The organism is Thioclava sp. F42-5 (assembly GCF_002213195.1).
Classification (GTDB): Bacteria; Pseudomonadota; Alphaproteobacteria; order Rhodobacterales; family Rhodobacteraceae; genus Thioclava; species Thioclava nitratireducens.
This window is the reverse complement of sequence record NZ_NBNZ01000007.1, coordinates 74,636-100,597: the sequence shown is the minus strand read 5'-3', so window position 1 is coordinate 100,597 and position 25,962 is coordinate 74,636. Positions and strand designations below refer to the sequence as shown.

General features: G+C 64.7%; 29 protein-coding genes. 9 read left to right on the top strand and 20 right to left on the bottom strand.

The window, feature by feature from the left end; genetic code table 11:
* Positions 1 to 85: 85 nt before the first annotated feature.
* Entirely contained in the window at positions 86 to 1,186 is a 1,101-nt protein-coding gene (locus tag B6V74_RS16635; protein ID WP_168184246.1) for a Hint domain-containing protein, read from the top strand.
* On the opposite strand, the gene B6V74_RS16630 is transcribed toward B6V74_RS16635, so the two are convergent.
* A complete protein-coding gene (locus B6V74_RS16630) occupies positions 1,183 to 1,941 on the bottom strand; it encodes a sulfite exporter TauE/SafE family protein (RefSeq protein ID WP_088720505.1) in 759 nt (252 codons plus the stop codon). The genes B6V74_RS16635 and B6V74_RS16630 overlap by 4 nt on opposite strands.
* Before the next feature lie 208 nt (positions 1,942 to 2,149).
* Here B6V74_RS16630 and B6V74_RS16625 point away from each other — a divergent pair, with 208 nt between their 5' ends.
* The 3 genes from B6V74_RS16625 to B6V74_RS16615 all read left to right on the top strand — a co-directional run bounded on the left by B6V74_RS16625 (position 2,150) and on the right by B6V74_RS16615 (position 5,557).
* On the top strand, positions 2,150 to 3,814 hold the full coding sequence (locus B6V74_RS16625) for an acyl-CoA dehydrogenase family protein (RefSeq protein WP_088723446.1): 1,665 nt from the start codon (positions 2,150 to 2,152) through the stop codon (positions 3,812 to 3,814).
* Positions 3,815 to 3,997: 183 nt separating this feature from the next.
* Positions 3,998 to 4,996, top strand: coding sequence for an aldehyde reductase (locus B6V74_RS16620; protein ID WP_075776856.1), 999 nt, complete (start codon positions 3,998 to 4,000; stop codon positions 4,994 to 4,996).
* Positions 4,997 to 5,053: 57 nt separating this feature from the next.
* On the top strand, positions 5,054 to 5,557 hold the full coding sequence (locus tag B6V74_RS16615; protein WP_088723445.1) for a GNAT family N-acetyltransferase: 504 nt from the start codon (positions 5,054 to 5,056) through the stop codon (positions 5,555 to 5,557).
* A 183-nt stretch (positions 5,558 to 5,740) separates the two neighbouring features.
* On the opposite strand, the gene recO is transcribed toward B6V74_RS16615, so the two are convergent.
* The gene (gene recO, locus B6V74_RS16610; RefSeq protein ID WP_088723444.1) at positions 5,741 to 6,466 is read right to left on the bottom strand and encodes a DNA repair protein RecO; all 726 of its coding nucleotides are present in this window, start codon (positions 6,464 to 6,466) and stop codon (positions 5,741 to 5,743) included.
* Positions 6,467 to 6,552: 86 nt separating this feature from the next.
* Here recO and B6V74_RS16605 point away from each other — a divergent pair, with 86 nt between their 5' ends.
* Entirely contained in the window at positions 6,553 to 7,176 is a 624-nt protein-coding gene (locus B6V74_RS16605) for a Pr6Pr family membrane protein (RefSeq protein WP_075776853.1), read from the top strand.
* On the opposite strand, the gene B6V74_RS16600 is transcribed toward B6V74_RS16605, so the two are convergent.
* From B6V74_RS16600 to B6V74_RS16555, 10 genes are all read right to left on the bottom strand, one after another.
* On the bottom strand, positions 7,166 to 7,504 hold the full coding sequence (locus B6V74_RS16600) for a DUF1491 family protein (protein WP_088723443.1): 339 nt from the start codon (positions 7,502 to 7,504) through the stop codon (positions 7,166 to 7,168). The two genes, B6V74_RS16605 and B6V74_RS16600, sit on opposite strands and share 11 nt — an antisense overlap.
* Positions 7,504 to 8,409 carry a GTPase Era gene (era, locus tag B6V74_RS16595; protein ID WP_088723442.1) on the bottom strand — a complete coding sequence of 302 codons (906 nt, stop codon included), beginning with the start codon at positions 8,407 to 8,409 and terminating at the stop codon, positions 7,504 to 7,506. Before era ends, B6V74_RS16600 begins: the two co-directional genes overlap by 1 nt.
* Positions 8,410 to 8,674: 265 nt before the next feature.
* Positions 8,675 to 9,367, bottom strand: coding sequence for a ribonuclease III (gene rnc / locus B6V74_RS16590; RefSeq protein ID WP_088723441.1), 693 nt, complete (start codon positions 9,365 to 9,367; stop codon positions 8,675 to 8,677).
* Positions 9,364 to 10,152, bottom strand: coding sequence for a signal peptidase I (gene lepB / locus B6V74_RS16585; protein WP_075776849.1), 789 nt, complete (start codon positions 10,150 to 10,152; stop codon positions 9,364 to 9,366). Before lepB ends, rnc begins: the two co-directional genes overlap by 4 nt.
* A 53-nt stretch (positions 10,153 to 10,205) precedes the next feature.
* Positions 10,206 to 10,607 carry a holo-ACP synthase gene (gene acpS, locus B6V74_RS16580; protein ID WP_075776848.1) on the bottom strand — a complete coding sequence of 134 codons (402 nt, stop codon included), beginning with the start codon at positions 10,605 to 10,607 and terminating at the stop codon, positions 10,206 to 10,208.
* Positions 10,608 to 10,613: 6 nt separating this feature from the next.
* On the bottom strand, positions 10,614 to 11,357 hold the full coding sequence (locus B6V74_RS16575) for a pyridoxine 5'-phosphate synthase (protein ID WP_088723440.1): 744 nt from the start codon (positions 11,355 to 11,357) through the stop codon (positions 10,614 to 10,616).
* A 76-nt stretch (positions 11,358 to 11,433) separates the two neighbouring features.
* Positions 11,434 to 12,081 (bottom strand): pseudouridine synthase, encoded by a 648-nt coding sequence (locus tag B6V74_RS16570; protein ID WP_088723439.1) that lies wholly within the window; start codon positions 12,079 to 12,081, stop codon positions 11,434 to 11,436.
* A 39-nt stretch (positions 12,082 to 12,120) separates the two neighbouring features.
* Entirely contained in the window at positions 12,121 to 12,501 is a 381-nt protein-coding gene (locus B6V74_RS16565) for a GFA family protein (protein WP_088720514.1), read from the bottom strand.
* Positions 12,502 to 12,508: 7 nt separating this feature from the next.
* Entirely contained in the window at positions 12,509 to 12,961 is a 453-nt protein-coding gene (locus B6V74_RS16560; RefSeq protein WP_088723438.1) for a GAF domain-containing protein, read from the bottom strand.
* Positions 12,958 to 14,136, bottom strand: coding sequence for an acetyl-CoA C-acyltransferase (locus B6V74_RS16555; protein ID WP_088723437.1), 1,179 nt, complete (start codon positions 14,134 to 14,136; stop codon positions 12,958 to 12,960). Before B6V74_RS16555 ends, B6V74_RS16560 begins: the two co-directional genes overlap by 4 nt.
* 87 nt (positions 14,137 to 14,223) lie before the next feature.
* Between B6V74_RS16555 and B6V74_RS16550 the strand changes: the two genes are divergently transcribed.
* On the top strand, positions 14,224 to 14,568 hold the full coding sequence (locus B6V74_RS16550) for an STAS domain-containing protein (protein ID WP_088723436.1): 345 nt from the start codon (positions 14,224 to 14,226) through the stop codon (positions 14,566 to 14,568).
* Positions 14,561 to 15,076, top strand: coding sequence for an ATP-binding protein (locus B6V74_RS16545; protein WP_168184245.1), 516 nt, complete (start codon positions 14,561 to 14,563; stop codon positions 15,074 to 15,076). The genes B6V74_RS16550 and B6V74_RS16545 overlap by 8 nt, the downstream gene beginning before the upstream one ends.
* A gap of 25 nt (positions 15,077 to 15,101) precedes the next feature.
* Here B6V74_RS16545 and hspQ read toward each other — a convergent pair whose 3' ends face one another.
* The gene (gene hspQ, locus B6V74_RS16540; protein WP_075776841.1) at positions 15,102 to 15,428 is read right to left on the bottom strand and encodes a heat shock protein HspQ; all 327 of its coding nucleotides are present in this window, start codon (positions 15,426 to 15,428) and stop codon (positions 15,102 to 15,104) included.
* Between the two features lie 190 nt (positions 15,429 to 15,618).
* On the opposite strand from hspQ, the gene B6V74_RS16535 reads away from it, so the two are divergent.
* Positions 15,619 to 16,197 (top strand): lytic transglycosylase, encoded by a 579-nt coding sequence (locus B6V74_RS16535; protein ID WP_088723434.1) that lies wholly within the window; start codon positions 15,619 to 15,621, stop codon positions 16,195 to 16,197.
* A gap of 4 nt (positions 16,198 to 16,201) precedes the next feature.
* Here the strand turns inward: B6V74_RS16535 and B6V74_RS16530 are convergent, their stop codons facing one another.
* The 4 genes from B6V74_RS16530 to B6V74_RS16515 form a co-directional block, all read right to left on the bottom strand.
* Positions 16,202 to 16,798: an outer membrane lipoprotein carrier protein LolA gene (locus B6V74_RS16530; RefSeq protein WP_075776891.1), complete on the bottom strand. Its 597-nt coding sequence runs from the start codon at positions 16,796 to 16,798 to the stop codon at positions 16,202 to 16,204.
* A gap of 226 nt (positions 16,799 to 17,024) precedes the next feature.
* A complete protein-coding gene (locus B6V74_RS16525) occupies positions 17,025 to 20,195 on the bottom strand; it encodes a DNA translocase FtsK 4TM domain-containing protein (protein ID WP_075776839.1) in 3,171 nt (1,056 codons plus the stop codon).
* Between the two features lie 12 nt (positions 20,196 to 20,207).
* Positions 20,208 to 21,386 carry an aminotransferase class I/II-fold pyridoxal phosphate-dependent enzyme gene (locus B6V74_RS16520; RefSeq protein WP_088723433.1) on the bottom strand — a complete coding sequence of 393 codons (1,179 nt, stop codon included), beginning with the start codon at positions 21,384 to 21,386 and terminating at the stop codon, positions 20,208 to 20,210.
* A gap of 120 nt (positions 21,387 to 21,506) precedes the next feature.
* The gene (locus B6V74_RS16515; protein WP_088723432.1) at positions 21,507 to 22,823 is read right to left on the bottom strand and encodes an amidase family protein; all 1,317 of its coding nucleotides are present in this window, start codon (positions 22,821 to 22,823) and stop codon (positions 21,507 to 21,509) included.
* Positions 22,824 to 22,906: 83 nt separating this feature from the next.
* On the opposite strand from B6V74_RS16515, the gene B6V74_RS16510 reads away from it, so the two are divergent.
* A complete protein-coding gene (locus tag B6V74_RS16510) occupies positions 22,907 to 24,133 on the top strand; it encodes an FAD-dependent monooxygenase (protein WP_240497132.1) in 1,227 nt (408 codons plus the stop codon).
* Between the two features lie 10 nt (positions 24,134 to 24,143).
* Here the strand turns inward: B6V74_RS16510 and B6V74_RS16505 are convergent, their stop codons facing one another.
* The 3 genes from B6V74_RS16505 to B6V74_RS16495 are packed head-to-tail and all read right to left on the bottom strand — an operon-like array spanning position 24,144 to position 25,936.
* Positions 24,144 to 24,356: a Trm112 family protein gene (locus B6V74_RS16505; RefSeq protein ID WP_075776835.1), complete on the bottom strand. Its 213-nt coding sequence runs from the start codon at positions 24,354 to 24,356 to the stop codon at positions 24,144 to 24,146.
* Positions 24,353 to 24,991 carry an LON peptidase substrate-binding domain-containing protein gene (locus tag B6V74_RS16500; protein WP_075776834.1) on the bottom strand — a complete coding sequence of 213 codons (639 nt, stop codon included), beginning with the start codon at positions 24,989 to 24,991 and terminating at the stop codon, positions 24,353 to 24,355. The genes B6V74_RS16505 and B6V74_RS16500 overlap by 4 nt, the downstream gene beginning before the upstream one ends.
* A 27-nt stretch (positions 24,992 to 25,018) precedes the next feature.
* Positions 25,019 to 25,936, bottom strand: coding sequence for a co-chaperone YbbN (locus B6V74_RS16495; protein ID WP_088723430.1), 918 nt, complete (start codon positions 25,934 to 25,936; stop codon positions 25,019 to 25,021).
* Positions 25,937 to 25,962: the final 26 nt, after the last annotated feature.

The following is a 25,962-nucleotide window of genomic DNA, read 5'->3' as shown; positions in this document are numbered from 1 at the left end:
CTCTCGGGCGGCGTACGTTTTCCGTGTCGGCTTCCCCGGGCGCGGAGACAGGCATGGGATCAAGGCAGCATTCGGAGCGTCGCAGATGAGGGCGCAACAGGGCTGGATCGGTGCGCAGATCGCACATCGCGGCGCGGTCATGTTCGACGAGCGCAGACTGCCGGAGTTGCTCGCACGGGGCAGCCTGATGCTCGAATTCACCCTGATGCGCGGCGAGCAATCGCCCCTGCCGCTGATCCATCTGCATCAGCGCGAAGGCTGGCGGAATTTCCTCTCGCTCAATCTCGATGTCGACGGGCGGATCGTGCTGGCGCAGCGGCGCGGCTCGGCGGTCCATGCGATCTCCATCGACGCCACGCAGGAGCGGCTGACCGGCGGACGGATGCGGCTCATTTGGCGCTGGGACGGGCCGGGACGCGAGAGCCTGCTGACGCTGGAGGCGCTCGACCAGCGCACGATCCGGCAGCAGGCGGGCATGGCGCCGCTGCCGCTGACCCGTGACGAGGCCGCGGCCCTGCTCAATCCGGCGGGGCCCGCGCGGATCGGGCCGCGCGTCGATTGGCTGGCGCTTGGGGATCATCTGCAACCGATGGGACCGGCGGGCTGCTTCGCCCCCGCGACCCCAATCCAGACTCCGGAGGGCGTGGTGCCTGCCGCACGTCTGCGCGCGGGCGATCTGGTCGAGACCCTCGATGCCGGGCCGCAGCCGGTGCTCTGGTCGGGCCGGGTCAGCCTGCCTGCGATCGGGCACCTGCGTCCGGTGAAACTCTGTGCGCCAGTCTTCTCGGCGCGTCAGGACCTCTGGGTCATGCCGCAGCACCGCGTGGCGCTGAGCGGGCCGTCGGTGGATTTCATCTTCGGCGAGGACGAAGTGCTGATCGAGGCGCGGTCGCTGGCCGATGGCTGCGCCGCGCTGCAACCCGATTGCCCCGGCGTGCTGGAGTGGCACGGGCTGTTGCTGGGCGGTCATCACCTGCTGATGGCGGATGGCTGCAAGCTGGAGAGCCTGCATATCGGGCGGCTCGCCCGGCAACCGCTTCTGGCGGCGACCACGGCCTTTGCGGGGCTAGTCCGCGAAGGCGGGCTACCGCTCCATCGCAAGCCGGTGCGCAAGATCGTCTCGGGCTATGAGGCGAAGACGCTGGCCTCCGCCCGCCGTCAGGGTCTGCGCCCCTTCGTGGCTTAACCCATCAGCGCGCGGCGCAGCAGGTTCAGTCCGGCCACGCCCAACAGGATCAGCGTCCACCATCGGAACCGCACCGGATCGAGCTGGTCCTGCGCCTTGAAGCCCAGTTTCATCCCCGCCAGCGCGGGCAGGATCATCAACAGCGACAGCGGTATGGTCTGCGCGTTCAGCACGCCCGAAACCAGATGCGAGCCGGTCAGGATGATCGCCCCGGTCAGGAAGACGACGCCGAGGATGCGCACCGCTTCCTGTTTCGGCGCGTCGATCGAGATCAGGTAGATGATCAGCGGCGGCCCCCAGATGCCGGAAATCCCACCATAGAGTCCCGCGATCACGCCCAAGCCCGTCTCGGTCACCGCGCGATGGCGCGTGGGCATCGGAATTTGCCGTCCCGAGATCTGCCAGATCGAGAAGCCGAGGATCGGCGCCCCCAGAAGCGCATACATCAGTGGCTGCGGGATTACATCGACGAGGGTCGCGCTGATCGGAATGAAGATGATGATCATCGCGATGAACAGTCGGTAATTCTTGATCGAGCCCACCGCCGCGCCGACCCCCTGACGGAAAGCCTGCATCACGTTGGTCACCAGCGTCGGCAGGATCAGAAGCGCCAGCGCCTGATGCGGAGGCAGGAACGACGCAAAGCTCGACAGCATGATCATCGGCATCGCGAAGCCGACCGCGCCTTTCACGAAACCCGCGAAAAGCGTGACGCCAAGCGCCGCGAATATCTGCCAAACTTCCATCCCGAACATGCGCGCTCCCCTTCGTGTCCCGCATCGCTTCTATCGGGTTACGCGGTGGGATACAGCCGGGAAGCGACGTGAAATCAGGCGGATACCCGACCGCGCCGACAACCTCTGCGACATTATCCGTCGCAATTGTCGCCGCTGGCGAATTTTTATTGCGCTGCGGTTGCGAAGTATCTACACAGGCTGCAACTGCAGAATAAGGAGCCGACTCATGGCACATGACGGGGCCGATATGCCGACGACGATCATTCTGGATGACCTCCTGAGCCTTGCGGAAGCGAGCCTGCCCGAGCTGGAGACGCTGGTCTCCGACGCGACCGCAAGCCTGCGCAACGCGACGGAGAGAGACGGTCGCATTTCCGGCGCCGCGCTCGAAGCGAACCAATATCGCGCCCATGGGCTTGCTTGGCTGACGACCTATCAGCAGGCACTCAAACAGCTGCACGGCTGGGCGGCGCGCCTGACCGAGGACGGCAAGCTGGGCGAGATGGAGCAACTGATCCTGCAGATCGGTTTCGGCGAATATCTCGCGCAGATCGCGGGCGGCATCCAGATGAACCAGGGCGAGATGGTGCGCCTGACCGATATGGGCGTCAGCTGGACTCCCTCGGACGCGGCCGCGAAGTTGATCGCCGCGGGCAATTCCAACGCCGCCCGAATGCGCCTAGTGGAACTGATGCGCGACGTTCAGGGGCGCTCGATCTTCGGGCAGTCTGGTCTCGATGAAGATCTCGAGATGATCCGCGAGCAGTTCTACCGCTACGCCGAAGATCGCGTGAAGCCGAACGCGCATGAATGGCACCTCAAGGACGAGCTGATCCCGATGGAAATCATCGAGGAACTCGCCGAACTGGGCGTCTTCGGCCTGACCATCCCCGAGGAATATGGCGGGTTGGGCCTGTCGAAAGCCTCGATGGTCGTCGTGACCGAGGAGCTTTCGCGCGGCTATATCGGTGTCGGCTCGCTCGGCACGCGTTCCGAGATCGCGGCAGAGCTGATCATCTGCGGCGGCACCGAGGAGCAGAAGCAGAAATGGCTTCCGGGCCTGTCCTCTGGCGAGATCCTGTCCACCGCCGTTTTCACCGAACCCAATACCGGCTCGGATCTGGGCTCGTTGCGCACCCGTGCGGTCAAGGATGGCGATGACTGGCTGATTACCGGCAACAAGACCTGGATCACCCATGCGCAGCGCACCCATGTGATGACGCTGCTCGCGCGCACCGACCCGGCTACCGACAATTACAAAGGCCTGTCGATGTTCCTGGCCGAGAAGACGCCGGGCACCGACGACAACCCCTTCCCTACCGAGGGAATGACCGGCGGCGAGATCGAAGTGCTCGGCTATCGCGGGATGAAGGAATACGAGCTCGGTTTCGACAATTTCCGCGTGAAGGGCGAGAACCTTCTGGGCGGCGAAGAGGGCAAGGGCTTCAAGCAACTCATGGAGACGTTCGAATCCGCCCGCATCCAGACCGCCGCCCGCGCCGTGGGCGTGGCGCAATCGGCGCTGGAGATCGGGATGCAATATGCGATCGACCGCAAGCAATTCGGCAAGTCGCTGATCGAATTCCCGCGCGTATCCTCGAAACTCGCGATGATGGCGGTGGAGACGATGATCGCCCGCCAGCTGACCTATTTCTCGGCCTGGGAAAAAGATCACGGCCATCGCTGCGATCTGGAAGCTGGCATGGCGAAACTGCTCGGTGCGCGGGTGGCGTGGGCCGCTGCCGACAACGCGCTGCAGATCCATGGCGGCAACGGCTTCGCGCTGGAATACCAGATCAGCCGTATCCTCTGCGATGCGCGCATCCTGAACATCTTCGAGGGTGCCGCCGAGATTCAGGCGCAGGTGATTGCGCGCAGGCTTTTGGGGTGAGTGCCGTCTCGGAGAGGCTCCAGTTGAGCCTCTCAGGCACGAACGCGCCGCGCGTCGCGGCGCCGGGGGCACACTGAAAAACACGGGGCGATGCGGGCGATCCTCGCATCGCCCCGTTCTCGTTTGACTCCCGCCCGCCGCCCTCGCAAGCTGAACGAAAGAGTTCAAAGCAGGGAGGCGCGAATGGCCCGCACAATTCTGGTCACCGGCATCACCGGTTTCATCGCCAAACGCATCGCCTATGACCTGCTCGCGCAGGGCGAAAAGGTGCGCGGCACGCTGCGCAAGGCCAGCCGGGGCGAAGAGGTGAAAGCGGCGCTGCGCGACCTCGGCCCCGAGGCGCTGGAGCGGCTGAGCTTCGTCGAGGCCGATCTGACGGCGGATGAGGGATGGGACGCGGCGATGACCGGGGTCGATGCCGTGATCCACACCGCCTCCCCTTTCCCGCTCAGCAAGCCCAAGAACGAGGCCGAGGTGATCCAGCCCGCGGTCGAGGGCACCAAGCGGGTGCTGAGCGCAGCGCAGGCCGCCGGCGTGACCCGCGTGATCCAGACCTCCTCGATGGAGGCGGTGATGCATGGCGTGACCTCCGACCCGATTACGGAAGCCGACTGGTCGAACCCGCGCGCGCCGACCTGCAGCGCCTATACGCGCTCGAAGATATTCGCCGAGGAAGCGGCGTGGGAATTCATCGAGGATCACCACGAGATGCAGCTGACGGTGATCAATCCGGGCCTCGTCTGCGGCACGCCGATGGATCGCCATACCGGCTCGTCGGTCGCGGTGATCGAGCGGCTGATGGCGGGCAAGGACCCGATGGCGCCGGAGTTCGACATTCCGGTGGTCGATGTGGCCGATGTCGCCGCCTGCCATGTCGCGGCGCTCGACCGGTCCGAGAGCATCGGTCGCCGCTACATCTGTGCGGCAAGCTTCATGTCCTTCCTAGAGATGGCGAAGGTACTGAAGGCCGAATTCCCCGACCGCAAGATCCCGACCCGGAAGGCGCCGAACTGGATCGTCTCGATCCTCGCGCTGTTCGACGAACAGATCGCGCTGATCAAGCCGATGCTCGGGATGACGATGCGGCTCAGCAACGAGGCCGCGACGCGCGATCTGGGCGTGGAATTCGTGCCCGCCGCCGAGGCCGTGCGCCGCACCGGACATTTCATCGCGCAGAAATAGCGTTGCGCTCGCCCGGTTTCGCGGCCAAATCTGGCGCGACGAACTGGAGGGGCACAGATGATCCGCGACGCAAAGGCCGAAGACGCAGAGGCGATCACCGAGATTTACAATGACGCGGTGCGCAACACGACCGCGATCTGGAACGAGATCGAAGTCGGCCCCGAGAACCGCCGCGCCTATATCGCGGATCGGCAGGCGGCGGGTTATCCCGTTCTGGTCTGGGAAGAGAACGGGCGCGCCGTAGGCTATGCGAGCTTCGGCCCGTTCCGCCCCCATGACGGCTATCACCTGAGCGTCGAGCATTCCGTATATGTCCATCGCGACCACCGCGCGGGCGGCAAGGGTGCGAAGCTGATGGCGGCACTGATCGAGCGTGCCAAAGAGGGCGGGTTTCACGTCATGGTCGGCGCGATCGATGCCGCAAACGACGGGTCGATCCGGCTGCACGAGCGGCTGGGCTTCACTCAGGTTGGCCTGATGCCGCAGGTTGGCAAGAAGTTCGGGCGCTGGCTGGATCTGGCGCTGCTGACGCTGTTGCTGGACGATCGCGAGCGGCCTTGAGCTTGAGGTGAGGGGCGCGCCCGACCCTTGGGTGGGCGCTGTGCTCCGCCAGTGGCTTGGCGTTTTATCTCGCAAGCCCGCATGCCGGATGTGCCCGCGATGACATCACCAATGCGCCCCCCCGGGGGGGGGGGGGGGGGGGGGGCGGTCCGGGGCTGGTCGCCCCGCGCCAAGCTCCATGAGCTACCGCACGTTCCGCCCCAGCAAATCCACGAACCGTTGCCGCGCCTCGGGCAAGGGCCGGTCTCCCAGATCCGGCGCCATCCGCTCGCCCAGGAAGAACCCGGTCAGCCGCAGCCCCTGCACGATCTCGCCCAGACTCGCGGGCCCCTGCCCCAGCAGGCAGAGCGGCAGCGGCAGCAGTCTCGGCGCCCATTCCCCGGCCCCCTGACGGCTCACCGCACGCCCCGAGCGCGGGCTGACATAGGCGAGATCGTCGCGCGACCCGGTCACCGCGCAGCGCGACAGGTCGAGCCCGTAGCCCATCTCCTCCAGCAGTCCCAACTCCCAGCGCAGATAGGTCGGCAGCCAGTCGCCGCCCTCGGCCATCGCGTCGAACAGCGCCTCGGACGCCAGAAACAGCGCGTCATGCGCCTCGCGCTCGGGCAGCGTGAACCGCAGCAGCGCCGTCGCCGCGTTCAGCCCGGCCAAGGCCTGCCGGTCCGACAGGATCACCGCGCGGCTTTGCAGCGGCTCGATCGTATAACTGCCAAGGTGATCTTCCAGCCGCGCGCGCCACGTCGCCGTGACCCGGTTTCCCGGCTGCAAAATTCCCGCCATCTTGCGCGACGCCCCGCCGCGCACCACGCCCGCGTGACGCCCATGCGCCGAGGTGAACAGCTCGACGATCATCGAGCTTTCGCCATGCGGTCGTGCCGAGAGGATCGTGCCGAGGTCTTGCCAGTCCATGGCTGCGACTATCCTTTCCGTGACGTTGCGGCGCAAGCGGCTTCGTGAGTTGCGCAAACGCCCCGCGCCGCACTAGCGTTTGTCGCATGACACGCGCCTCGACCCTTTTCGCCGCCCTGATCGCCCTCGTCGAGTTGACGGCGTTCGGCGCAAGCTTCCTCGACAACATGGCCGAACATCCGCAGGCCGCCGTGCCGCTGGGCATCCTGTGGCTGATGTTTCGCTATTTCACGATCTGGACGAATACGCTGGCGGGGCTCGCCTTCGGCTGGATGGCATGGCGCAAGCGGGCGCTGGCCAAACCGTTCCTTGCCGCTCTGGTGCTGTGGATGCTGATCGTCGGCGTGGTCTATCACCTGCTTCTGGCTGGCGACACGCCGTTGCACGGGCTCGATTACGTCTCGAACCTGCTTTATCACACCGCAGCCCCGATACTCGTTCCGGTCTGGTGGCTGGCCTTCGCGCCGAAAGGTGGGCTGACGAGCCATCACGCAGTGATCTGGCTGGCCTGGCCGCTGATCTATTTGGTCTATGCGGTGATCCGGGGGCTGGAAACCGGGTTCTACCCGTATTTCTTCCTCAACCTCGACAAGCTCGGCTGGGGCGGACTGGGCCTGTGGTGCGTGAAGTTCCTCGTCGCCTTCTGGATCGGCGGGCTGGTGATCGTGACCTTGGGCCGCGGTCTCAACCGGCTCGGGATCAGCCGCTGAGGCCGTCCTCTTCCAACAACGTTTGCCCGTCGCGGCTCTCGATCTCGACCACCCAGAGGTCGGGGTCGAAACTGCGCTGCTTGCGGATGCTGGCATCGACCTCGGTCTCGGGCCCGTCATGCAACAGCATCCACGCGCTCTCTCCGGTCATCAGATCCGCGCGCCGCTCGTAGCTTTGCGCGGTCCCGTCGAGGCGGGCACATTTCACCAGAACGGCACCGGAAGACGCCTGCCCATGCGCAGTGACATAGGCCGGAATATTCGCGAGTTCCAGCCGCTTGAGATAGGCGCGGACCCAGAAATCCGTGGTCAGACGCGCCTCGGCCATCACTTCGAGTCCTTGAAATCGAGACCCATCTCGGAATAGCGCTCGGCCTCTTCGAGCCAGTTCGGGCGCACCTTCACCTGCAGGAACAGATGCACGGGCCGGTCGAGAAACTCGATCAGTTCCTCGCGCGCGGCCTTGGAAATCGCCTTGATCGTCTCGCCGCCCTTGCCAAGGATGATCCCCTTGTGGCCGTCGCGGGCGACATAGATCACCTGATCGATCCGCGCGGAGCCGTCCTTGCGCTCCTCCCAGCTCTCGGTTTCGACCGTCAGCTGGTAGGGCAGTTCCTCGTGCAGGCGCAGGGTCAGCTTCTCGCGGGTGATCTCGGCTGCGATCATGCGCATCGGCAGGTCGGCGATCTGGTCTTCCGGATAGAGCCACGGCCCCTCGGGCATCTCACCCGCAAGCCATTCCTTGAGATCCTGCACGCCGTAGCCACGCTCTGCGGAAATCATGAAGGTCTTGGTGAACTCGAACGCTTCGTTGAGCTTCGCGGTCAGGCCCAGAAGCTCCTCGGATTTCACCTTGTCGATCTTGTTGATCGCAAGCGCCACCGGCTGCGTGCCTTCGCGACCGCGCAGCGCCCCGAGAATGCTTTCGACACCCGGGGTGAGGCCGCGATGCGCCTCGACCAGGAGGACGATCATGTCGGCGTCGGCCGCCCCGCCCCAAGCGGCATTGACCATTGCGCGGTCCAGACGACGGCGCGGACGGAAGATGCCGGGCGTGTCGACGAAGACGATCTGGCTCTGGCCTTCCATCGCGACGCCACGGATGCGGGCGCGGGTGGTCTGCACCTTGTGGGTGACGATCGAGACCTTCGCGCCAACCATCGCGTTGAGCAGGGTGGATTTGCCCGCATTGGGCTCTCCGATCAGGGCGACGAAACCGGCGCGTGTGGTCATGTGGATTCCTTTTTGGCGATACGCGAAAGCGATACGGGGCGCGGGGTAGCTTATAACGGCGCGTGTTGCCAGTCATCTTGTCATATGGCTTGTGCGACGAGGGCCGCGCCCGATCCTTAGGTGGGCGCTTCGCCCCATTCGTGGCCGGGCAGTTTATCTTTCAAGCCTGAGTGGCGGATATGCCCGCGCCGACATCGCCAATGCGCCCTCCCATGGGGAGGGTCGGGCGCGGCCCGGGGCTGGTCGCCCCGGTCCCAACGCAATCTCAGCCCTCGGCGCCGTCTTCCAGACGTTTCAGCAGCGTCTTCGCCGCCGTCATCTCGCCCTGACGCTTCGATCCGGCCTTGGCCGTTTCGCGCGCGCCGTTCTCCAGACTCACCTCGATGGTGAAATTGGGGGCGTGATCGGGACCGTCGCGATGGGTGATCTCGTAGCGCGGTGGCGGCAGACCGCGAGCCTGCGCCCATTCCTGCAGCGCGGTTTTCGGGTCGCGGGCGTCCTCCTCGACGCTGTCGAGCCGGTCTTCCCAGAGCCGCAGGATCAGCTCTTTCGCCGCCTCGAACCCGCCATCGAGATAGACGGCGGCGATCACCGCCTCCATCGCGTCGCCCAGCAGCGCCAGCTTGCGCCGCCCGCCGGTCATCATCTCGGATCGGCCGAGCTTGAGCACCGCGCCAAGGTCGATCTTGCGGGCGATATCGGCGCAGGCTTCCTTGCGCACGAGCGCGTTGAAGCGCGGCGCCATCTGCCCCTCGGAAGCGGCACGGTCGCCTAGGAACAGCGCCTCGGCCATCACGAGGCCCAGAACGCGGTCGCCCAGAAATTCCAGCCGCTGGTTGTCGGGCCGGGTCGGCGTGGAGATCGAGCTATGCGTCAGCGCGCGCGCGAGCAGCTCGGGCCGTTTGAACTTGTGCCCGAGGCGCTTCTCGAATGCCTTGATCTCCGCGCTCAGCTTCAATTGATCGCCTTGAAGAACCGATCCGGACGCCAGGTCCAGAAGTAGAACAGCGAGCGACCCGCCGAGGAGAACATCACCCGGTCCGCCCGGCCGATCAGGTTCTCTTTCGGGACGAAGCCGAGACCGCCCACCGATTGCGGGAAGCGGCTGTCCTCGGAATTGTCGCGGTTGTCGCCCATGAAGAAATACATGCCCTCGGGCACGGTGTAGACGGGCGTGTTGTCCACGGGACCGTCATTATTGATCTGCAGAATGTCATGCGTGACGCCGTTGGGCAGCGTCTCGGCATAGCGTTTCTTGATGCAGGTATCGCCCATGCCGACCGGCGAATTCGAGCAGCGCGGCAACAGCCCCTGCGGACCCTGCGGTTGCATGACTTCCTCGAAATCGGGCTCGGGCTTCATCTCGACCGCTTTGCCGTTGATCTGCAGCACGCCGTTGATCATCTGGATCTTGTCGCCCGGCAGGCCGATCAGACGCTTGATGAAATCGACGTTCTTCGTCGGATGGCGGAACACCACCACGTCGCCGCGTTTGGGGTCGCGGGCCAGCAGGCGTCCGTCGAAGGGACAGGCCGAGAACGGGCAGGAATAGCGCGAATAGCCATAGGCCATCTTGTTCACGAAGAGGAAGTCGCCGATCAGCAGCGTGTCCTTCATCGAGCCGGAGGGAATCCAGAAGGGCTGGAAGAACAGCGTGCGGAACACCCCCGCGATCACCAGTGCCCAGACAATCGTCTTGATCGTGTCGAGGATACCGCCCTCGGCCTTGTTCTTCGCCATTATCTCTTACCCTGCCTCAAAATTCCTTGGCCTCAATACGCGGCCTCGCGCCCGAGTCAAGAAAGCTTGCGGGCCTCGATCACGACAAAGGCTTGCGCCCAGGGGTGGTCATCCGTCAGCGTCACATGGATGACGGCCTCGTAACCCTCTGGTGTCATTTCCTTAAGCCGGTCCGCCGCCCAGCCCGTGACCTGCATCACCGGCTGTCCCGTTGGCAGATTCGTGACCGCCATATCCTTCCACGCGATGCCCATCCGCAACCCGGTCCCAAGCGCTTTGGAACAGGCTTCTTTCGCCGCCCACCGTTTGGCATAGGTGCCCGCCACATCCTTGCGGCGCTCGGCCTTGCGCTGCTCGATCTCGGTGAAGACGCGGTTGCGGAAACGGTCGCCGAAGCGTTCGAGCGTGCGCTCGATCCTCTCGATATTCGCGAGATCGGTGCCGATGCCGAGGATCATGCCGCCTCAGCCCCGCGCCGCGTCCATCAGCTTGCGCATATGCACGATCGCGGGGCCGAGCCCCACGAAGATCGCCTCGGAGATCAGGAAATGGCCGATGTTCAACTCGCGGATCTGCTTCATCTCGGCGATCGGCTCGACCGTCTCGTAGGTCAGACCGTGGCCCGCATGGACCTCCAGCCCGAGACTGTCGGCATAGGCTGCGCCCGCTTTCAGCGCCTCCAGTTCGGCATCACGCGCGGCGAAATCGCCCGCGTAGTGCATGTCGCAGAAATGGCCGGTATGCAGCTCGATCACCTGCGCGCCGATCTTGGCGGAGGCTTCGATCTGCGCCGGATCATGACCGATGAACATCGACACGCGGATGCCCGCCTCGACGAGCGGCCCCACGTAATCGGTCAGCCGCGAGACATCGCCCGCGACGTCCAGACCGCCTTCGGTCGTCACCTCTTCGCGCTTTTCCGGCACGATGCAGCAGGCATGGGGCAAATGGCGCAGCGCGATCTTCTGCATCTCGGACGTTGCGGCCATCTCGAAATTCAGCGGGATATCGATGCCGCCGCGCAGCGCGTCGATATCGGCGTCGCGGATATGGCGGCGGTCTTCGCGCAAATGCGCGGTGATCCCGTCGGCTCCGGCCTGCTCGGCCAGACGCGCGGCGCGCAGCGGGTCAGGATAGGCCGAGCCGCGGGCATTCCGCACGGTGGCGACGTGATCGATATTCACACCAAGGCGCAAGGGTTTGGACATCGGGCTCTCCGCAATAGGTCTCGCAGGAGTATGCCTGCGCGCGCAGGCGGGGAAAAGACCTGCGATTGTATCGGTTTCAGAACGGGACCGGCGCGGTGAAGGTCATATGCATCCCGCCATCGGGATGGCGAAAGCGCAGCGTCTCGGCGTGGAGCATCAGACGCTCGAACTCCTGCGCCTCTCCTTCCGCATAAAGCGGATCGCCGAGGATCGGATGGCCCAGTTCGGCCATATGCACCCGCAGCTGATGGCTGCGCCCGGTCACCGGCATCAGCCGCACCCGCGTCGTGCCATCCTCATGCCGGATAACCCGCCAGTCGGTCTGCGCGGGACGGCCGTTCTGGTGATCGACATGCTGGCGCGGGCGGTTCGGCCAGTCGACACAAAGCGGCAGATCAACCCGGCCTTCCTTATCGGCCAGTTCCCCCCAGAGCCGCGCCTGATAGGCTTTCTTCGTCTGGCGCTTCTCGAATTGCAGACCGAGATGGCGCTGCGCATGGGGCGTCAGCGCGAAGACCATCACACCCGAGGTATCGGTATCGAGCCGATGGACCAGCAGCACCTCGGGGAAAATCCCCCGCAGCCGCGCAATGAGGCAATCGGCCTTGTCCGGCCCCTTGCCCGGCACCGAGAGAAGCCCTGCCTGCTTGTCGACCACGAGGATTTCGTGATCGGCATGAAGGATGCGCGGGGCCTCCTGTGGGGGGTCATAGACATAACTCATGGACTGCGAGATGCACTGCACCGCCTGTCGGGTCAAGCCTCAGGGCGATTGGGGCGGCCCCGGCTCTATTTCGTAGTAATCGCCCTTGTACGCCACGAAGATATGCTCCGCCATCGAAAGCCCGGTCGGCAGGTCAAGCGTGCCCGCCGCGATCGAGATCCGCCCCTCCCCATCCAGACGCCAGAACAGCGAGCTGCCGCAGACCGCGCAAAAGCCCCGCTCCGCCGTCTCCGAGGAGCGATACCAGCGCAGCCCGTCGCGGTTGATCAGCACGAGCTGATGGGCATCGACCTGCGACGAGGCCCAGACATGGCCGGAGGTCTTGCGGCACTGGGAGCAATGACACGCCACCACGGGCTGCATCTCTCCCTCGACTTCGTAGCTGACCGCCCCGCACAGGCACGCGCCGGTATGTTTCATCGCTTCCTCACAAATGGCCGAACACGTGTTTCAGGATCGCTTCCAGCGCCGCGGCATCCGCCTCGGTGAAGGCGTCGGGCTGGTCGCTGTCGATATCCAGCACCGCGATGAGGCCCCGCTGCGCATAGACCGGGATCACCAGTTCCGAACGGGTGGAGCTGGCGCAGGCGATATGGCCCGGGAAAGCCTCGACATCGGGCACCAGTTGCGTGCGCCCCTCGCGGGCCGCCGCCCCGCAGACCCCGCGCGAGAACGGGATCACGAGACAGCCATGCCCCCCCTGATAGGGGCCGATCTTCAGTAGCTCCGGCTCGGTGACCCGGTAGAAGCCGGTCCAGTCGAAGCGGTCATCCGCGTGGTGGATTTCGCAGGCGAGCGTCGCCATCAGCACGACCTCGTCGGTCTCGCCCTCGGTCAGCGCCGCGATGCGTTTCGTCAGGTCTTGGTAATCCACGTTCATACCCGTTCAATCGCGATGGCCGTGCCCTCGCCCCCACCGATGCAGATCGCGGCCACTCCGCGCTTGAGACCGGTCTTTTCCAGCGCATTGAGCAGCGTCACGATGATCCGCGCACCCGACGCGCCGATCGGATGGCCAAGCGCACAGGCGCCGCCATTCACGTTTACCTTGTCATGCGAAATGCCCAGCTTGTGCATGAAGGCCATTGGCACGACCGCGAAGGCCTCGTTGACCTCCCAAAGATCGACATCCTCGATCGTCCAGCCCAGCTTCTTCAGCAGCTTTTCCGCCGCCGGCACCGGAGCCGTCGGGAAATCGGCCGGCGCCTGCGCATGGCTCGCATGGCCCAGAATGCGCGCGCGGATCGGCAGCCCCTCGGCCTTCGCCGCAGACTCCGAGGCCAGCACCAGCGCCGCCGCCCCATCCGAGATCGAGGACGAATTCGCCGCCGTCACCGTGCCGTCCTTGCGGAAGGCGGGCTTGAGTTGGGGGATTTTGTCGGGGCGCGCATTACCCGGCTGCTCGTCGATCGCGACCACGGTCTCGCCTTTGCGGCTCTTCACCGTCACGGGCGCGATCTCACCCGCGAAGGCCCCGGATTTCTCCGCGGCAACGGCACGGTTCAGCGACGCCATCGCGTAATCGTCCTGCGCCTCGCGGGTAAACTGGAACGCCTGCGCGCAATCTTCGGCAAAGGTGCCCATCAGACGACCCTTGTCATAGGCGTCCTCCAGCCCGTCGAGGAACATGTGATCGAGCGCCTGCGCATGGCCGAGCCTCGCCCCTGCGCGCATCTTCGGCAGCATGTAAGGCGCGTTGGTCATGCTCTCCATGCCGCCCGCGACCATCACCCCGGTCTGGCCAAGCGCGATCTGGTCATAGGCCACCATTGCCGCTTTCATGCCCGAGCCGCACATCTTGTTCAGCGTCGTCGCGGGCACCTCTTCGCCGAGGCCCGCCGCGAAACCCGCCTGCCGCGCGGGCGCCTGCCCCTGACCTGCGGGCAGCACGCAGCCCATCAGCACTTCCTCGATGCGCGCAGGCGCGACACCCGCACCGTCCATCGCCGCCTTGATGGCGACACCGCCCAGCTCGGACGCAGACACACCTGCAAAGACGCCCTGCATCCCACCCATCGGCGTGCGCGACGCTCCGACGATCACCACGTTTTCCATGATATCCTCCAAAATCCTGTTCCACGGATACCGAATGGTAAGCATTGCCGTCTAGCCTTCCCGTCAGATCAATCGCGGGAGGCGTACATGAACCTTACTGCCGAAGCGCTGGAAGGCGCGCTTGTCGTCCATCTGGCCGAGGCGCGGCTGGACGCTGCGATCGCCCTCAGGTTCAAGGAACGGATGCGCGATGTGACGATGCAGCCCGCGCCGCGGGTACTGCTCGACCTTTCGAAGGTGGAGTTTCTCGACAGTTCCGGCCTCGGCGCGTTGGTGGCGGTGATGAAATCGCTCGCCCCCGACCGACAGCTGGAGCTTTGCGGGCTGACACCGAATGTGGTGAAAGTTTTCCGCCTCACCCGCATGAATTCGGTCCTGCCGATCCATGCCGATCTCGCTAGCGCCTTGGGGAAGGGCCGGAGATATGCGTGAGCGTCTGAATGCAAGAGCCCCCGCCACGACTGCGCGCCCAGACCCCCGCCCGGATGGGGGCGAGGTGCGCGTCTTCAACCTCAGCTTTCCGGCGACACCGATCGCGGTGCGTGATGCCCTGCGGGCTGCGGTGGCGCGTTTCATCCGTCTGATGACCGAGGAAGAGGCCGGAACGCTGGAACTGATCCTCGCGGAAATCCTCAACAATATCGTCGAACACAGCTACGGCAAAAGCGAGGAGGGCGTGATCGCGTTATCCATCGTCCGCGACCGAAAAGGACTCAACTGTTCGGTCAGCGATGACGGGATCCCTCTGCCCCCGGCCTGCCTCGACCTTCGGGACCGCGACCCGGAGCGGCCCGACCCGAGCAGTCTGCCCGAAGGCGGCTTTGGCTGGTTCCTGATCCGCGACCTCGCGACCGATCTTGGTTATCACCGGCAGGACGGGCGCAATCTGCTGGCCTTCCGGATGCCGCTGGAACCGGTCGAGATACTGCAGGAGGGATAAGCCCGCGCCGAACCCGCAGGGTCGTTCAGTTCATCTGGAATTGCAGCCGATAGGAGCCGTTTCCGAACTCACCGAACAGATCATCGAGATCGGGATGGCTCACCGGCTCGCCGGAGAAATCCGCGACGAGGTTCTGCTCGGACACATAGGCCACATAGTAGCTTTCGTCGTTCTCCGCGAGCAGGTGGTAATAGGGCTGATCCTTGGACGGGCGCGACTCCTCGGGGATCGCGTCGTACCATTCCTGCGAGTTGGAGAAGATTGCATCGACGTCGAAGACCACCCCCCGGAACGGGTGGTTGCGATGTCGCACCACTTGGCCGATGTGATATTTCGCGTGCGTGGTATGCATGTCTATCCTCATACCTAATACCTAAATCGTGAAACCGCTCAGGTCCACGTTTTCGCCTCATTTCCGCCGGAAACAGATTGTCCGATTCGTCGCGACAGTCCGCTGACATCGTGCGTTTCCCGGTTTTCGAACGGGCCAATTACGCATAGGATGACAAAAAACAAGGCCGTCAGAGCAAAGAAGAGCAGCTATGAAGAAATACCTCGCCCTCGGCGTATTGCTTGCGGTGGCCGCCTGCGGAGGCGGACCGTCCAAGCCCCCGCGCAACCTTGATGACGCCTGCGCGATCATCAAGGAGCGTCCGCAATATTTCAACGCCATGCGCCGGACGGAGGCCCGATGGGGCGTTCCGGTCGCGGTTCAGATGGCCACGATCCACCAGGAAAGCAAGTTCGACGGCAACGCGAAGACACCGCAGCGCTTCGCGCTCGGGATCATCCCGCTGGGCCGCCAGAGCTCTGCCTACGGCTACAGCCAAGCCCTCGACGGCACCTGGGACGAGTATCGCGAAGATACCCGTCGCTTCGGTGCCCGGCGCAACCGCATCTCGGATGCCACCGACTTCATGGGTTGGTACATGGATGGCACGCAGAAGAAGCTCGGCATCTCCAAGGCCGACGCGCGCAACCAGTATCTCGCCTATCACGAAGGGCGCGGCGGCTATTCGCGCGGGTCACACCGGTCGAAATCCTGGCTTCTCGCCGTGGCCGACCGAGTCGCAACCCGCGCGCAGATGTACGAGATCCAACTTCAAGCCTGCCGGCGCTGAGCAATCAGCGCCGCTGGGCCAACGCCTGGTCGATCGAGAACATCGAGGTGGCAAAGTTGCCGCCTTTTTGGAGGTTGTTGAGGATCGTCGTGGTCTTCTCGCCTGACTGGTTGGTGATCACCCATTGGCGCAGCTCAACCGGCCCGTCAGTGAAGATGAGCTGAATATTCCCGTATTCAGGATGCTGCGGGTCCTGCGCGGTGACGATCGTCTTCGGCCCGTCCGTCGTGTAGCCCACGACCATACCGTTACGATTCAGGTCGATATTGCGCCCGAGGATCAGGTTCAGCGGCGTCTTCACCAGCGGGTATTGCTCCGGTGGCTGGTTCGATTTCGGATCGAACACAGCGACGCGGTTAGCCGAGGCCAGCACCAAAGTCTTGTCGTTATTGTATTGGAAGCGCGCCCGGCCGGGCCGCTTGATGAACAGCTTGCCGGTCGAGATCGACCCGTCCGAGTTGACCTGCGTGAAATCCGCCGAAGCGGAGGTCAGCGAGTTCAGATAGGACGATATCTGATTCAGCGAGACTTTCCCGGCCGAAGCCGGAAGGGCGAGCGCCAGCGTGAAGATCGCGGCGAGCAGGATGCGGATCTGTTTCATGACCATAGATTTAGGCACTCCTTGCGAAAGCGGAAGTCCCGCCGTAACGCGCCAATCGCGCTGCGGGTCCGTCTTGAGCGCATTTGCGCCGAACCGGGGATGTCATTCAATAACATCTCCCCCAGTATCGGATGACAGCACACCGGGTGCGGATAGCCCGTGCGGCCCAATGCAAAACGCCCCGAGGTCTCCCCCGGGGCGCTCTGCATCTCAGATCGTGACCGGCTTATTGCTGTTCGGGCACGAGGATTTCGCGCTTTCCGACATGGTTGGCCGAGGACACGACACCCTGATCCTCCATCTGCTCCACGAGGCGCGCGGCCTTGTTGTAGCCGATGCCCAGCTTGCGCTGGATGTAGGAGGTCGAGCATTTGCGATCCTTTATCACGATGCCCACCGCCTGATCATAGAGCGCATCCTCGCCGCCGGTATTGCCGCCAGTGTTGAGGCCCAGCACCTGATCGATGTCGGAAGCCACCTCGTCATCGGGGCCCTCGACCACGCCAGACATATAGGCCGGCGGACCGAAGCTCTTGAGGTGGTTGACGATTTCCTCGACTTCCTCGTCGGACACGAAGGGCCCGTGGCAACGGGTGATCTTGCCGCCGCCAGCCATGTAGAGCATGTCGCCCATGCCCAGAAGCTGCTCGGCGCCCTGCTCGCCCAGAATGGTGCGGCTGTCGATCTTCGACGTCACCTGGAAGGAGATCCGGGTCGGGAAGTTCGCCTTGATCGTGCCGGTGATGACATCGACCGAGGGGCGCTGCGTCGCCATGATCAGGTGGATGCCCGAGGCCCGCGCCATCTGCGCCAGACGCTGGATGCAGGCTTCGATTTCTTTGCCTGCGACCATCATCAGGTCCGCCATCTCGTCGACGATCACGACGATATAGGGGAAGGGTTCGGGCTGGAATTCATCCGTCTCGAAGATCGGCTCGCCGGTCTCCTCGTCGAAGCCGGTCTGCACGGTGCGCTTGAACATCTCGCCTTTCTCAAGGCTCTCCTTCACGCGACCGTTGTAGCCCTCGATGTTGCGCACGCCCATCTTGGACATCTTGCGATAGCGCTCTTCCATCTCGGAGACGACCCATTTCAGGGCGACGACGGCTTTCTTCGGATCGGTCACGACGGGGCTGAGCAGATGCGGGATGCCGTCATAGACGGAGAGTTCGAGCATCTTCGGGTCGATCATGATCAGGCGGCACTCTTCCGGCGTCAGACGGTAGAGGAGCGACAGGATCATCGTGTTGATCGCGACGGATTTACCCGAACCGGTCGTCCCCGCGATCAGCAGGTGGGGCATCTTCGCGAGGTTGGTCACGATAGGCTCGCCACCGATCGTCTTACCCAGAGCCAGCGGCAGCTTGATGTTCTTGTCGTCGAAGTCGCGCGCCGAGAGGATCTCGCGCAGCACGACCTTTTCACGGTGATCGTTCGGCAGTTCGATCCCGATCACCGAACGGCCCGGCACGGTCGAAACGCGTGCCGACAGCGCCGACATCGAGCGGGCGATATCGTCGGCCAGACCGATCACGCGGCTGGCTTTGAGACCCGGCGCGGGCTCGAGTTCATACATCGTGACAACCGGGCCCGGGCGGACCGAGACGATCTCGCCCTTCACGCCGTAATCGTCGAGCACCGTCTCGAGCATCCGTGCGTTCTCCTCCAGCGCCTCATCCGAGAGCTGGTGACGCTGGATCGTCGTGGGATTGGTCAGCAGCGACAGCGGCGGCATTTCGAAGGGCGCAGTCTGCGGCTTCTCGAAAGTCATCTTGGGCTGCGCCTCTTCGATCGCACGACGCGACGGGGCCGCGGGTTTCGCCGCGGGCTGCACCACGCGCTTCGGCTCGGGCTGCTTGATGACCTGACGGTCGAGGCCACGCGCCGAGGCCGGGATTTCCGGCACCACGTCTTCCTCGATCCATTGCGCATTGCCGGTCTCGTCGAAGGAATGTGGCTCGCCGGCATAGAAATGCTCGGTGCGCATATCGCGGAGATCGGGTTCGAAGCCTTCGTAATCCGGGTGGGTCCAGTCGCGGCTCTCTTCGCCTGCGTATTCGCGTTCCTGTGCGACCTGCTCGGCAGCCGTCATATGCGGCTCTTCGGCCTCGGCATAGGTCGCCATTTCGGACGCGCGCTCCGGGGCGGTTGCGGCCGGTGCGCCGAAGCCCGGCATGAAACGCGGCTTGGCCCGAAGCGGTGGCTCCGCACGCAATTGCGGCTCGGCCCGCAGCGGCGGCTCCTGATGGACCACCTGCGGCTGGCGCGGGCCGCGCGCGAGACGCTTGGCGACGGCGGCGAGCACCGAGGCCGAAGGGCGCGGCGGCGCCGGCTCGGGCTCGGCGAAGGTTTCGGGCATATCGTGATGCAGCGGCGCTCCGGCAGGCTCGGGCGCGTAATCGGTGGCGACCGGTGCGGCCTTGCGGTTCTGCACCGCCTGGCTGATGCGCGCACGGATCCGATCTTCGGTGGGCGCGGCCGGCGGCTGGTCGTCCCAATAGGGCTCGGTCTCGAACAGCTCCGGCGAGGCATCATAGGGATCGTAGTCCGGCTCCACCGGGCGACGGATGCGAGACAGGAAGGACGGGCGCGCGGCCGGGGCGGCTTCGACCTCCGGGGCCCAATGCTGCGCGGCGAGCGCCTGCTGCTCTTCCCAAGCCGCCTGCTCAGCGGCACGTTCGGCGGCTTCGGCGCGACGCTGGCGCGCACGCTCCGCCGCCGAGCGCGCCCCCATGACCGAGGCCGAGGCCCCGCGACCCAGAACGTTCATCACACCGACATAGACCGCGACCGTGCCCAGCCACATGAAACGCGTGATCGCGCGCAACTCGGGCTTGGTGAAGCCGAGAACGAAGGTCGCCATCGCCAGCATCGCCGCGGCGAGGACCAGCGAAAGAAGCTTCAGCCCGACCACGCCGGAAATCGGGACGATCCCCAGCATCGCACCCGCGATCATATCGCCGAAATGCCCACCAAGGCCGAAGGCCTGACCCCATTGATCGCCCGGCACCAGAAGCGCTGCATAGACGGAGGCGACGGCCACGGCGATTGGGAAGAAGATCATCCGCGACACGAGGCGCTCTTCGCCGCGATGGGTGATCATGCGCAGGCCCCAGGCCACCAGCGCCGCAGGCAGCAACCACGCGCCGTGACCCACGATCACGAACAACGGCGAGGCGATCCCGGCGCCGATCCGGCCGAGCCAGTTCTGCACCGGCTCATCCGAGGCTGCCATCCAGCTTGGATCTTCGGGATGATAGGAGAAAAGCATCATCGCGGCGAGCAGGCCGAAGACGACCAGCAGCCCCCCTACCAATTCCTTGCCACGCCGTTCCAGAACGGCTTGCGTGTCCTGATCGAAAAGCGGATCGCGCTGTCGAACCTGATAAGATGCCATAACCTACCGTCCTCAACCGTATAGGCAGTCGCGAAGCTGCGTGAGCCCGCGCTGCGTTTCTGCTTTTGGGGCGACCAGAGCCACCCTAATATATTTCTGGCCGGGGTTTTCCCCGTTCACCTCGCGCGCGAGATAGGCGCCCGGCAGCACGCGAATGCCGGTCTCTGTCCAAAGCTTGAGCGCCGCTGCCTCCCCGTCTTCGACGGGAAGCCAGAGGAAGAAGCCGCCCTGCGGCAGCTGGAAGCCATCGACGCCGTCGAAGACCTGTCCCGCGATCTCGTATTTCTCGGCGTAAAGGCGACGATTTTCCGTGACATGAGCCTCATCCGCCCAAGCCCGCTCTGCCACGCGCTGCAGCGGTTGCGGCAGCGGTGACCCCGCATAGGCGCGCAGGCGACGGATATGTTTAATGCTTTGCGGCCCGGCGGCGAGGAAGCCCGAGCGCAGACCCGGCAGGTTCGACCGCTTCGAGAGCGAATGGAAGATCACCACGCGCTCGGGGTCGATGCCTTCCTCGGCGGCGACCTGTGCCGCACCGGGCGGCGGGGCCTCGCGCCAGATCTCGGAATAGCACTCGTCAGCGAAAACCATGAAGTCGTGCTTCTCGGCCAGATGCAGCAGATCGGCCAGATATTCGCGGCTCGCGACTGCGCCCTGCGGGTTCGAGGGCGAGCACAGATAGGCGACGGTGACGCGGTCCAGCACCTCCGCCGGAAGTGCCGAATAATTAGGCAAAAACCCGGTCTCGGCGCCTGCGGGCACGAAAACCGGCTCCGCGCCGACCGCTGCCGCGGCCACCGCGTAGACCTGATAGAACGGGTTCGGGATCGCGATCACGGGCGTCTTGCCGCGTTTCTGTTCGGGCGAAAGCGCCATCGCGGCGTTATAAAGACCCTCGCGGGTGCCGTTGAGCGCCATGATCCGCTCGGGTCCGATATCGACCGAATAGCGCCGCTTCAGCCAGCCAGAGATCGCATCCAGCAATTCGGGCGTGCCGTCGTTGGCGGGATATTTCCCAAACTCTCCAAGGCTTTGCGCAATGACATCACCCACGAACTCGGGCATCGGATGGCGCGGCTCACCGATGGACATGGCCAAGGCGTCGCCGCCCGGTTCATGCGAATCGAGCAGCGCGCGCAAACGCGGAAATGCGTATTCGGGCAGGTTCGAAAACCGCTCGGGAAAGTCCATCTGTGCCTCATCGAATGGGGTCTATGTCGCCCCTTATTACCGACGAGGTTACAAAAGCTCCGCCGTTTCGTCCAGAAAAAGACAAGCTCCAGAGCGGGTTGACCACAAGAAATGTGTTTTTCAGGCCAGCGCCGATTCGGCGCACATGCCCAAACGCAGCAATCGATCCTCCGTCATGGGCGGCGCCATCAGCGAAATACCACAGCTTGGGATTCCCGTCGGAAGGTTCAGCGCGCACAGCCCCAGCACGTTGCCGATCCGGGTGTTGCGCAGGGCAAGCACGTTTTCCTCTTGGAAATAGCGCTTGTCGCTGAGAAGGCGGCGGACATCGGGCGGCAGGATCGGCGATGTCGGCACCAGAACGGCGTCATATTCCGCAGTCGCCTCCAGATAGGCGGCGCGATAGCCCTCCAGCGCGTGCCACCCCTTGGCGTAATCCGAGGCCAGAGCGTCGCGCCCGCTGCGGAACCGCTCGAGGATCGCTGCGAACATCTTCTCGGGCGCGGCTTCGATCTCGTGCTTCCATTCGCCATAGGCCTCGGGCGCGAAGAGAACGCCGGAAAGGTCCATCGCCGGGCGCACCATCGGCAAGCCCCGCCGCTCGATCACCGCACCCGCCTTAGCGAAGGCCTCAACGGCCCGCTCAAAGCCTTGCACCGGCTTTTCGCGGGTGCCCTCGAACGGCAGCCCTTCGAGCACCAGCAGCCGTTTGCCCCTGAGGCTTGCGTCGCGCAGATCCGGCGCGGCACGCCCTTCGAGCAGCGCCAGCACGTGGGCCGCGTCCTCGACGTTGCGTGTCAACGGACCGATCGTGTCGAAGCTCCTACACAGCGGCACGACACCCTTGGTCGTGATCCGGCCATGCGTGGTCTTCAGCCCCACCAGATCGTTCCATGCCGCAGGAATGCGCACCGACCCGCCCGTGTCCGATCCGACGGCCGCCGCCGCCAAGCCGCGCGCCACCGACAGCGCCGCTCCGGAGGAAGACCCGCCCGGCGCGAGTTCGGGATCATGGATGTTCGGCGGTGTCGCCGTCATCGGGTTCACGCCCAGCCCGGAGAAAGCCAGTTCGGTCATATGCGTCTTGCCCAGACAGACCGAGCCGCCCAGCGTGGCCTCGATCAGCACATCGGCGTCGCGCTCGGGCACGCGCCCGGCCAGCAGCCGCGTGCCCGCTTCCGTCGCCACGCCCGCGGTGTCGAACAGATCCTTCCACGACAGCGCAACGCCATCGAGCATCCCGCGCCGACGGCCCTGCTTGGCGCGCTGATGCGCGGCCATCGCCTCGTCGCGGGCGCGCTGCGGCGTAAGGCGTGCATAGATGTCTTCCGACGCTTCAGCCGCTGCGAGATAGGCCTCGGTCTGTTCCACCGGATCGAGCTGCCCGGCGGCGATCGCCCGCCCTTGCTCTGCAGCCCCTGCCAGACGCCATTCCATACCCCACCTCCTTCGTTCTTTCCGCCACGCTAGCGACAGTCCCGCGCATGGACAATCCCGCTTCCAGCGCCATAGTAAGCGCCATGAAACACGATTCAGACGTCATCATCGCAGGCGGCGGGCTCAACGGCCCCGCCTTGGCGCTTGCATTGGCCTCCGCCGGCCTTTCCGTGACCCTCGTCGATGCGGCACCGGCTCGCCAGCGCGCGACCGACACGTTCGACGGACGCGCCTATGCGCTGGCGATCGCGTCGCAAAAACTGCTGCGCGCGATCGGCGTCTGGGACGGGCTTGCCGATCAGGCGCAACCGATGATGGAGGTGAAAGCCGCCGACGGTCACGCAGGCGAAGGGGCGGCGCCCTTCTTCCTGCATTTCGACGCGCGCGAGCTGGATCAGGCACCGGTCGGGTACATGCTGGAGGATCGCTACCTCTATCGTGCGTTCCTCGATGCGATGGCGGCGAGCGACAAGATCACGCTGCTGCATGAGACGCAGGTCACGGGACAGCAGGTCGTGCCCGGCGGGATCGAGGTGAGCCTGTCCACCGGCAAGACCCTGGCCGCGAAACTGCTGATCGGCGCGGACGGTCGCCGGTCGGGCGTGGCCGAACGCGCCGGGATCACCCGTGAGGGTTGGGGCTATGGTCAGACCGCGCTGGTCGCGGCGGTCGAGCACGAGAAGCCCCATAACGGCATCGCGCATCAGTTCTTCATGCCGACCGGACCGCTCGCGATCCTGCCGCTGAAAGGCAATCGGTCCTCCATCGTCTGGAGCGAGACCGAAGAAAACGCAAAGACCATTTCGGCGCTGGATGACGAGGATTTCCTCGCTGTGCTGCGCCCGCGTTTCGGGGATTTCCTCGGCGAGATCAAACTGGCCGGGCCACGGTTCTCCTACCCGCTGAATCTGACGCTTGCGAAAGCCTATGTAGCGCCGCGCGTGGCGCTGGTAGGCGATGCGGCGCATGGGGTGCATCCGATCGCGGGACAGGGCCTGAATCTCGGGTTGCGCGACGTGGCGGCACTGGCGGAAATCGTCGTGGAAGCAATGCGCCGGGGTGAAGATATCGGGGCCGAGGACGTGCTGGAGCGTTATCAGGGTTGGCGACGCTTCGACTCGACGTCGCTCGCACTCGGCATGGATACCGTGAACAAGCTGTTCTCGAACGACAATCCGCTACTGAAGGCGGGGCGCGATCTGGGAATGGGTCTGGTGCAGGCAATCCCGGGGCTGCGGCGCGGGTTCATGCAGCAAGCGGCGGGGCTTTCGGGCCCCCTGCCCCGCCTGTTGCAGGGCCGCGCACTGTAAGCACCGCGCCTTATTCGTCGATCCGGCGCGCTTCGTCTTCCAAGAGGATCGGAATGCCCCCCCGGATCGGGAAGGCCAGCTTCGCGGGCTGAGAAATCAGCTCCTGTTTCTCGGCATCGTATTTTAGCACCGCATGGGTCAGCGGGCAGACGAGCGCCTCCAGCATGTGCCGGTCGAATAGCGGTTTCTCCGCAGCCGGTGCGCTCTCGGTCTCTTCGCTCATTGCAACCGCTCCTCTCCGCCGCCATGCAGCGCATATTCGATCAGGGTCACCAGGGTTTCGCGCCGGGTGGCCAGACAGGGCGCCTCCAGCAGCGCCTGCTTGTCTTCGGGCTCCAGCGGCAAAAGCATCCCGAGCGAGTTGATCAGCAACTCGTCATCGGCATCCTTCAGCGTTTGCCAATCAGTATCCAGCCCTTGGGCGTGGAAAAACTTGGACAACAGGTCGAGAAAATCGTCTCGATCGAAGCCGTTGTCATGCTCCGCCGGACCCAGATCGCGCTCGAACCCGGCCCAGCTGACCTCGGCGCGGATATAGGGCGTGAAGCCTTCGACCTCCTGCAGGATGCGATAGCGCGAGATCCCCGACAGCGTGATCATGTAGCGTCCGTCCTCGGTCTCGGAAAACCCGGTCAGACGGCCCGCGCAGCCAATCGTGTTGAGGTGGTTCTGCCCCTCCGGCCCCTTGATCGGCTGGATCATCCCGATCAGTCGAGACTTGGTCTTCATGCAATCTTCGATCATCTGCAGATAGCGCGGCTCGAAGATGTGCAGCGGAAGCCGTGCCCGGGGCAGCAGCAGCGCACCGGGCAGCGGAAAAAGCGGAAGGATTTCGGGCAAGTCGCCTTTCTTCATCATGCGGATGAAACTAGCGCGCCCAAGTCCTCAGGCAAATATCATCGACGACAGACGACGGCGACCTTTTGCGACGATCGGATCGTTCGGCTTGAGCGCATCGAAAATGGTGAAAAGCTGCGTCTTCGCGGCCTCGTTGTCCCATTCGCGATCCCGCCGGAACAACTCGAGAAGTTGATCCACGGCCTCTTCGGCGTTCCCGGCCGCGTAGAGCGCCTGAGCATAGTCGAAGCGGGCCTGATGATCGTTCGGATCTGCCTCGACCCTTGATTTCAGATCGTCGAGGGGACCGGCCGATTGCGCCTGTTTCGCCAGATCGAGCTGCGCGCGCGCTGCCTCTACCGGGGCACTGTCGGCGAGCTTCGGCGGCACCGCGGCCAAGGCTGCACCTGCCGCATCCAGTTGATCGAGCGCGATGCGTGCGCGGATCAGGCCGCCATGCGCCTCCGCCAGCTCGCCATCTTCTTCGAGGATCGCCGCGAAGGTTTCCGCCGCATCTTCTGCCGCGCCTTCGGCCAGCATGGCTTCCGCCGCCGCGACCGCATCGCCCAGACCGTTGCCCGCCTCACCGCCGGACGCTTCGATCAGCTTGGCCACGAAGCTTTTGATCTCGGAGGGGGGCAACGCGCCCTGGAAACCGTCGATCGGCTGGCCCTGCCAGAAGGCGTAGACGGTGGGAATCGACTGCACGCGCATCTGGCCTGCGATCATCTGGTTTTCGTCGACATTGACCTTGGCCATCACGACCGCGCCTTTCGCGGCTTCGACCTCGGCTTCCAGTGCCGGGCCGAGCTGCTTGCACGGGCCGCACCACGGCGCCCAGAAATCCACGATGACCGGCACGGTCTGCGATTTCTCGACCACCTCGGCCATGAAGTTGGCTTCGGTCACGTCCGTGACGTATTCGCTCTTGCTTGCGGCCTTGGCGCCGCCACCCAGTTCCAGCATGTCCGTCTCCCGAAATTGCGGAGGAT

Bases quoted from the DNA above. Each gene is read 5' to 3' on its own strand.
- B6V74_RS16635 (WP_168184246.1), top strand. From the start codon at position 86: ATGAGGGCGCAACAGGGCTGGATCGGTGCGCAGATCGCACATCGCGGC.
- B6V74_RS16630 (WP_088720505.1), bottom strand. From the start codon at position 1,941: ATGTTCGGGATGGAAGTTTGGCAGATATTCGCGGCGCTTGGCGTCACG.
- B6V74_RS16625 (WP_088723446.1), top strand. From the start codon at position 2,150: ATGGCACATGACGGGGCCGATATGCCGACGACGATCATTCTGGATGAC.
- B6V74_RS16620 (WP_075776856.1), top strand. From the start codon at position 3,998: ATGGCCCGCACAATTCTGGTCACCGGCATCACCGGTTTCATCGCCAAA.
- B6V74_RS16615 (WP_088723445.1), top strand. From the start codon at position 5,054: ATGATCCGCGACGCAAAGGCCGAAGACGCAGAGGCGATCACCGAGATT.
- recO (WP_088723444.1), bottom strand. From the start codon at position 6,466: ATGGACTGGCAAGACCTCGGCACGATCCTCTCGGCACGACCGCATGGC.
- B6V74_RS16605 (WP_075776853.1), top strand. From the start codon at position 6,553: ATGACACGCGCCTCGACCCTTTTCGCCGCCCTGATCGCCCTCGTCGAG.
- B6V74_RS16600 (WP_088723443.1), bottom strand. From the start codon at position 7,504: ATGGCCGAGGCGCGTCTGACCACGGATTTCTGGGTCCGCGCCTATCTC.
- era (WP_088723442.1), bottom strand. From the start codon at position 8,409: ATGACCACACGCGCCGGTTTCGTCGCCCTGATCGGAGAGCCCAATGCG.
- acpS (WP_075776848.1), bottom strand. From the start codon at position 10,607: ATGATCCTCGGCATCGGCACCGATCTCGCGAATATCGAGAGGATCGAG.
- B6V74_RS16575 (WP_088723440.1), bottom strand. From the start codon at position 11,357: ATGTCCAAACCCTTGCGCCTTGGTGTGAATATCGATCACGTCGCCACC.
- B6V74_RS16570 (WP_088723439.1), bottom strand. From the start codon at position 12,081: ATGAGTTATGTCTATGACCCCCCACAGGAGGCCCCGCGCATCCTTCAT.
- B6V74_RS16565 (WP_088720514.1), bottom strand. From the start codon at position 12,501: ATGAAACATACCGGCGCGTGCCTGTGCGGGGCGGTCAGCTACGAAGTC.
- B6V74_RS16560 (WP_088723438.1), bottom strand. From the start codon at position 12,961: ATGAACGTGGATTACCAAGACCTGACGAAACGCATCGCGGCGCTGACC.
- B6V74_RS16555 (WP_088723437.1), bottom strand. From the start codon at position 14,136: ATGGAAAACGTGGTGATCGTCGGAGCGTCGCGCACGCCGATGGGTGGG.
- B6V74_RS16550 (WP_088723436.1), top strand. From the start codon at position 14,224: ATGAACCTTACTGCCGAAGCGCTGGAAGGCGCGCTTGTCGTCCATCTG.
- B6V74_RS16545 (WP_168184245.1), top strand. From the start codon at position 14,561: ATGCGTGAGCGTCTGAATGCAAGAGCCCCCGCCACGACTGCGCGCCCA.
- hspQ (WP_075776841.1), bottom strand. From the start codon at position 15,428: ATGCATACCACGCACGCGAAATATCACATCGGCCAAGTGGTGCGACAT.
- B6V74_RS16535 (WP_088723434.1), top strand. From the start codon at position 15,619: ATGAAGAAATACCTCGCCCTCGGCGTATTGCTTGCGGTGGCCGCCTGC.
- B6V74_RS16530 (WP_075776891.1), bottom strand. From the start codon at position 16,798: ATGAAACAGATCCGCATCCTGCTCGCCGCGATCTTCACGCTGGCGCTC.
- B6V74_RS16525 (WP_075776839.1), bottom strand. From the start codon at position 20,195: ATGGCATCTTATCAGGTTCGACAGCGCGATCCGCTTTTCGATCAGGAC.
- B6V74_RS16520 (WP_088723433.1), bottom strand. From the start codon at position 21,386: ATGGACTTTCCCGAGCGGTTTTCGAACCTGCCCGAATACGCATTTCCG.
- B6V74_RS16515 (WP_088723432.1), bottom strand. From the start codon at position 22,823: ATGGAATGGCGTCTGGCAGGGGCTGCAGAGCAAGGGCGGGCGATCGCC.
- B6V74_RS16510 (WP_240497132.1), top strand. From the start codon at position 22,907: ATGAAACACGATTCAGACGTCATCATCGCAGGCGGCGGGCTCAACGGC.
- B6V74_RS16505 (WP_075776835.1), bottom strand. From the start codon at position 24,356: ATGAGCGAAGAGACCGAGAGCGCACCGGCTGCGGAGAAACCGCTATTC.
- B6V74_RS16500 (WP_075776834.1), bottom strand. From the start codon at position 24,991: ATGATGAAGAAAGGCGACTTGCCCGAAATCCTTCCGCTTTTTCCGCTG.
- B6V74_RS16495 (WP_088723430.1), bottom strand. From the start codon at position 25,936: ATGCTGGAACTGGGTGGCGGCGCCAAGGCCGCAAGCAAGAGCGAATAC.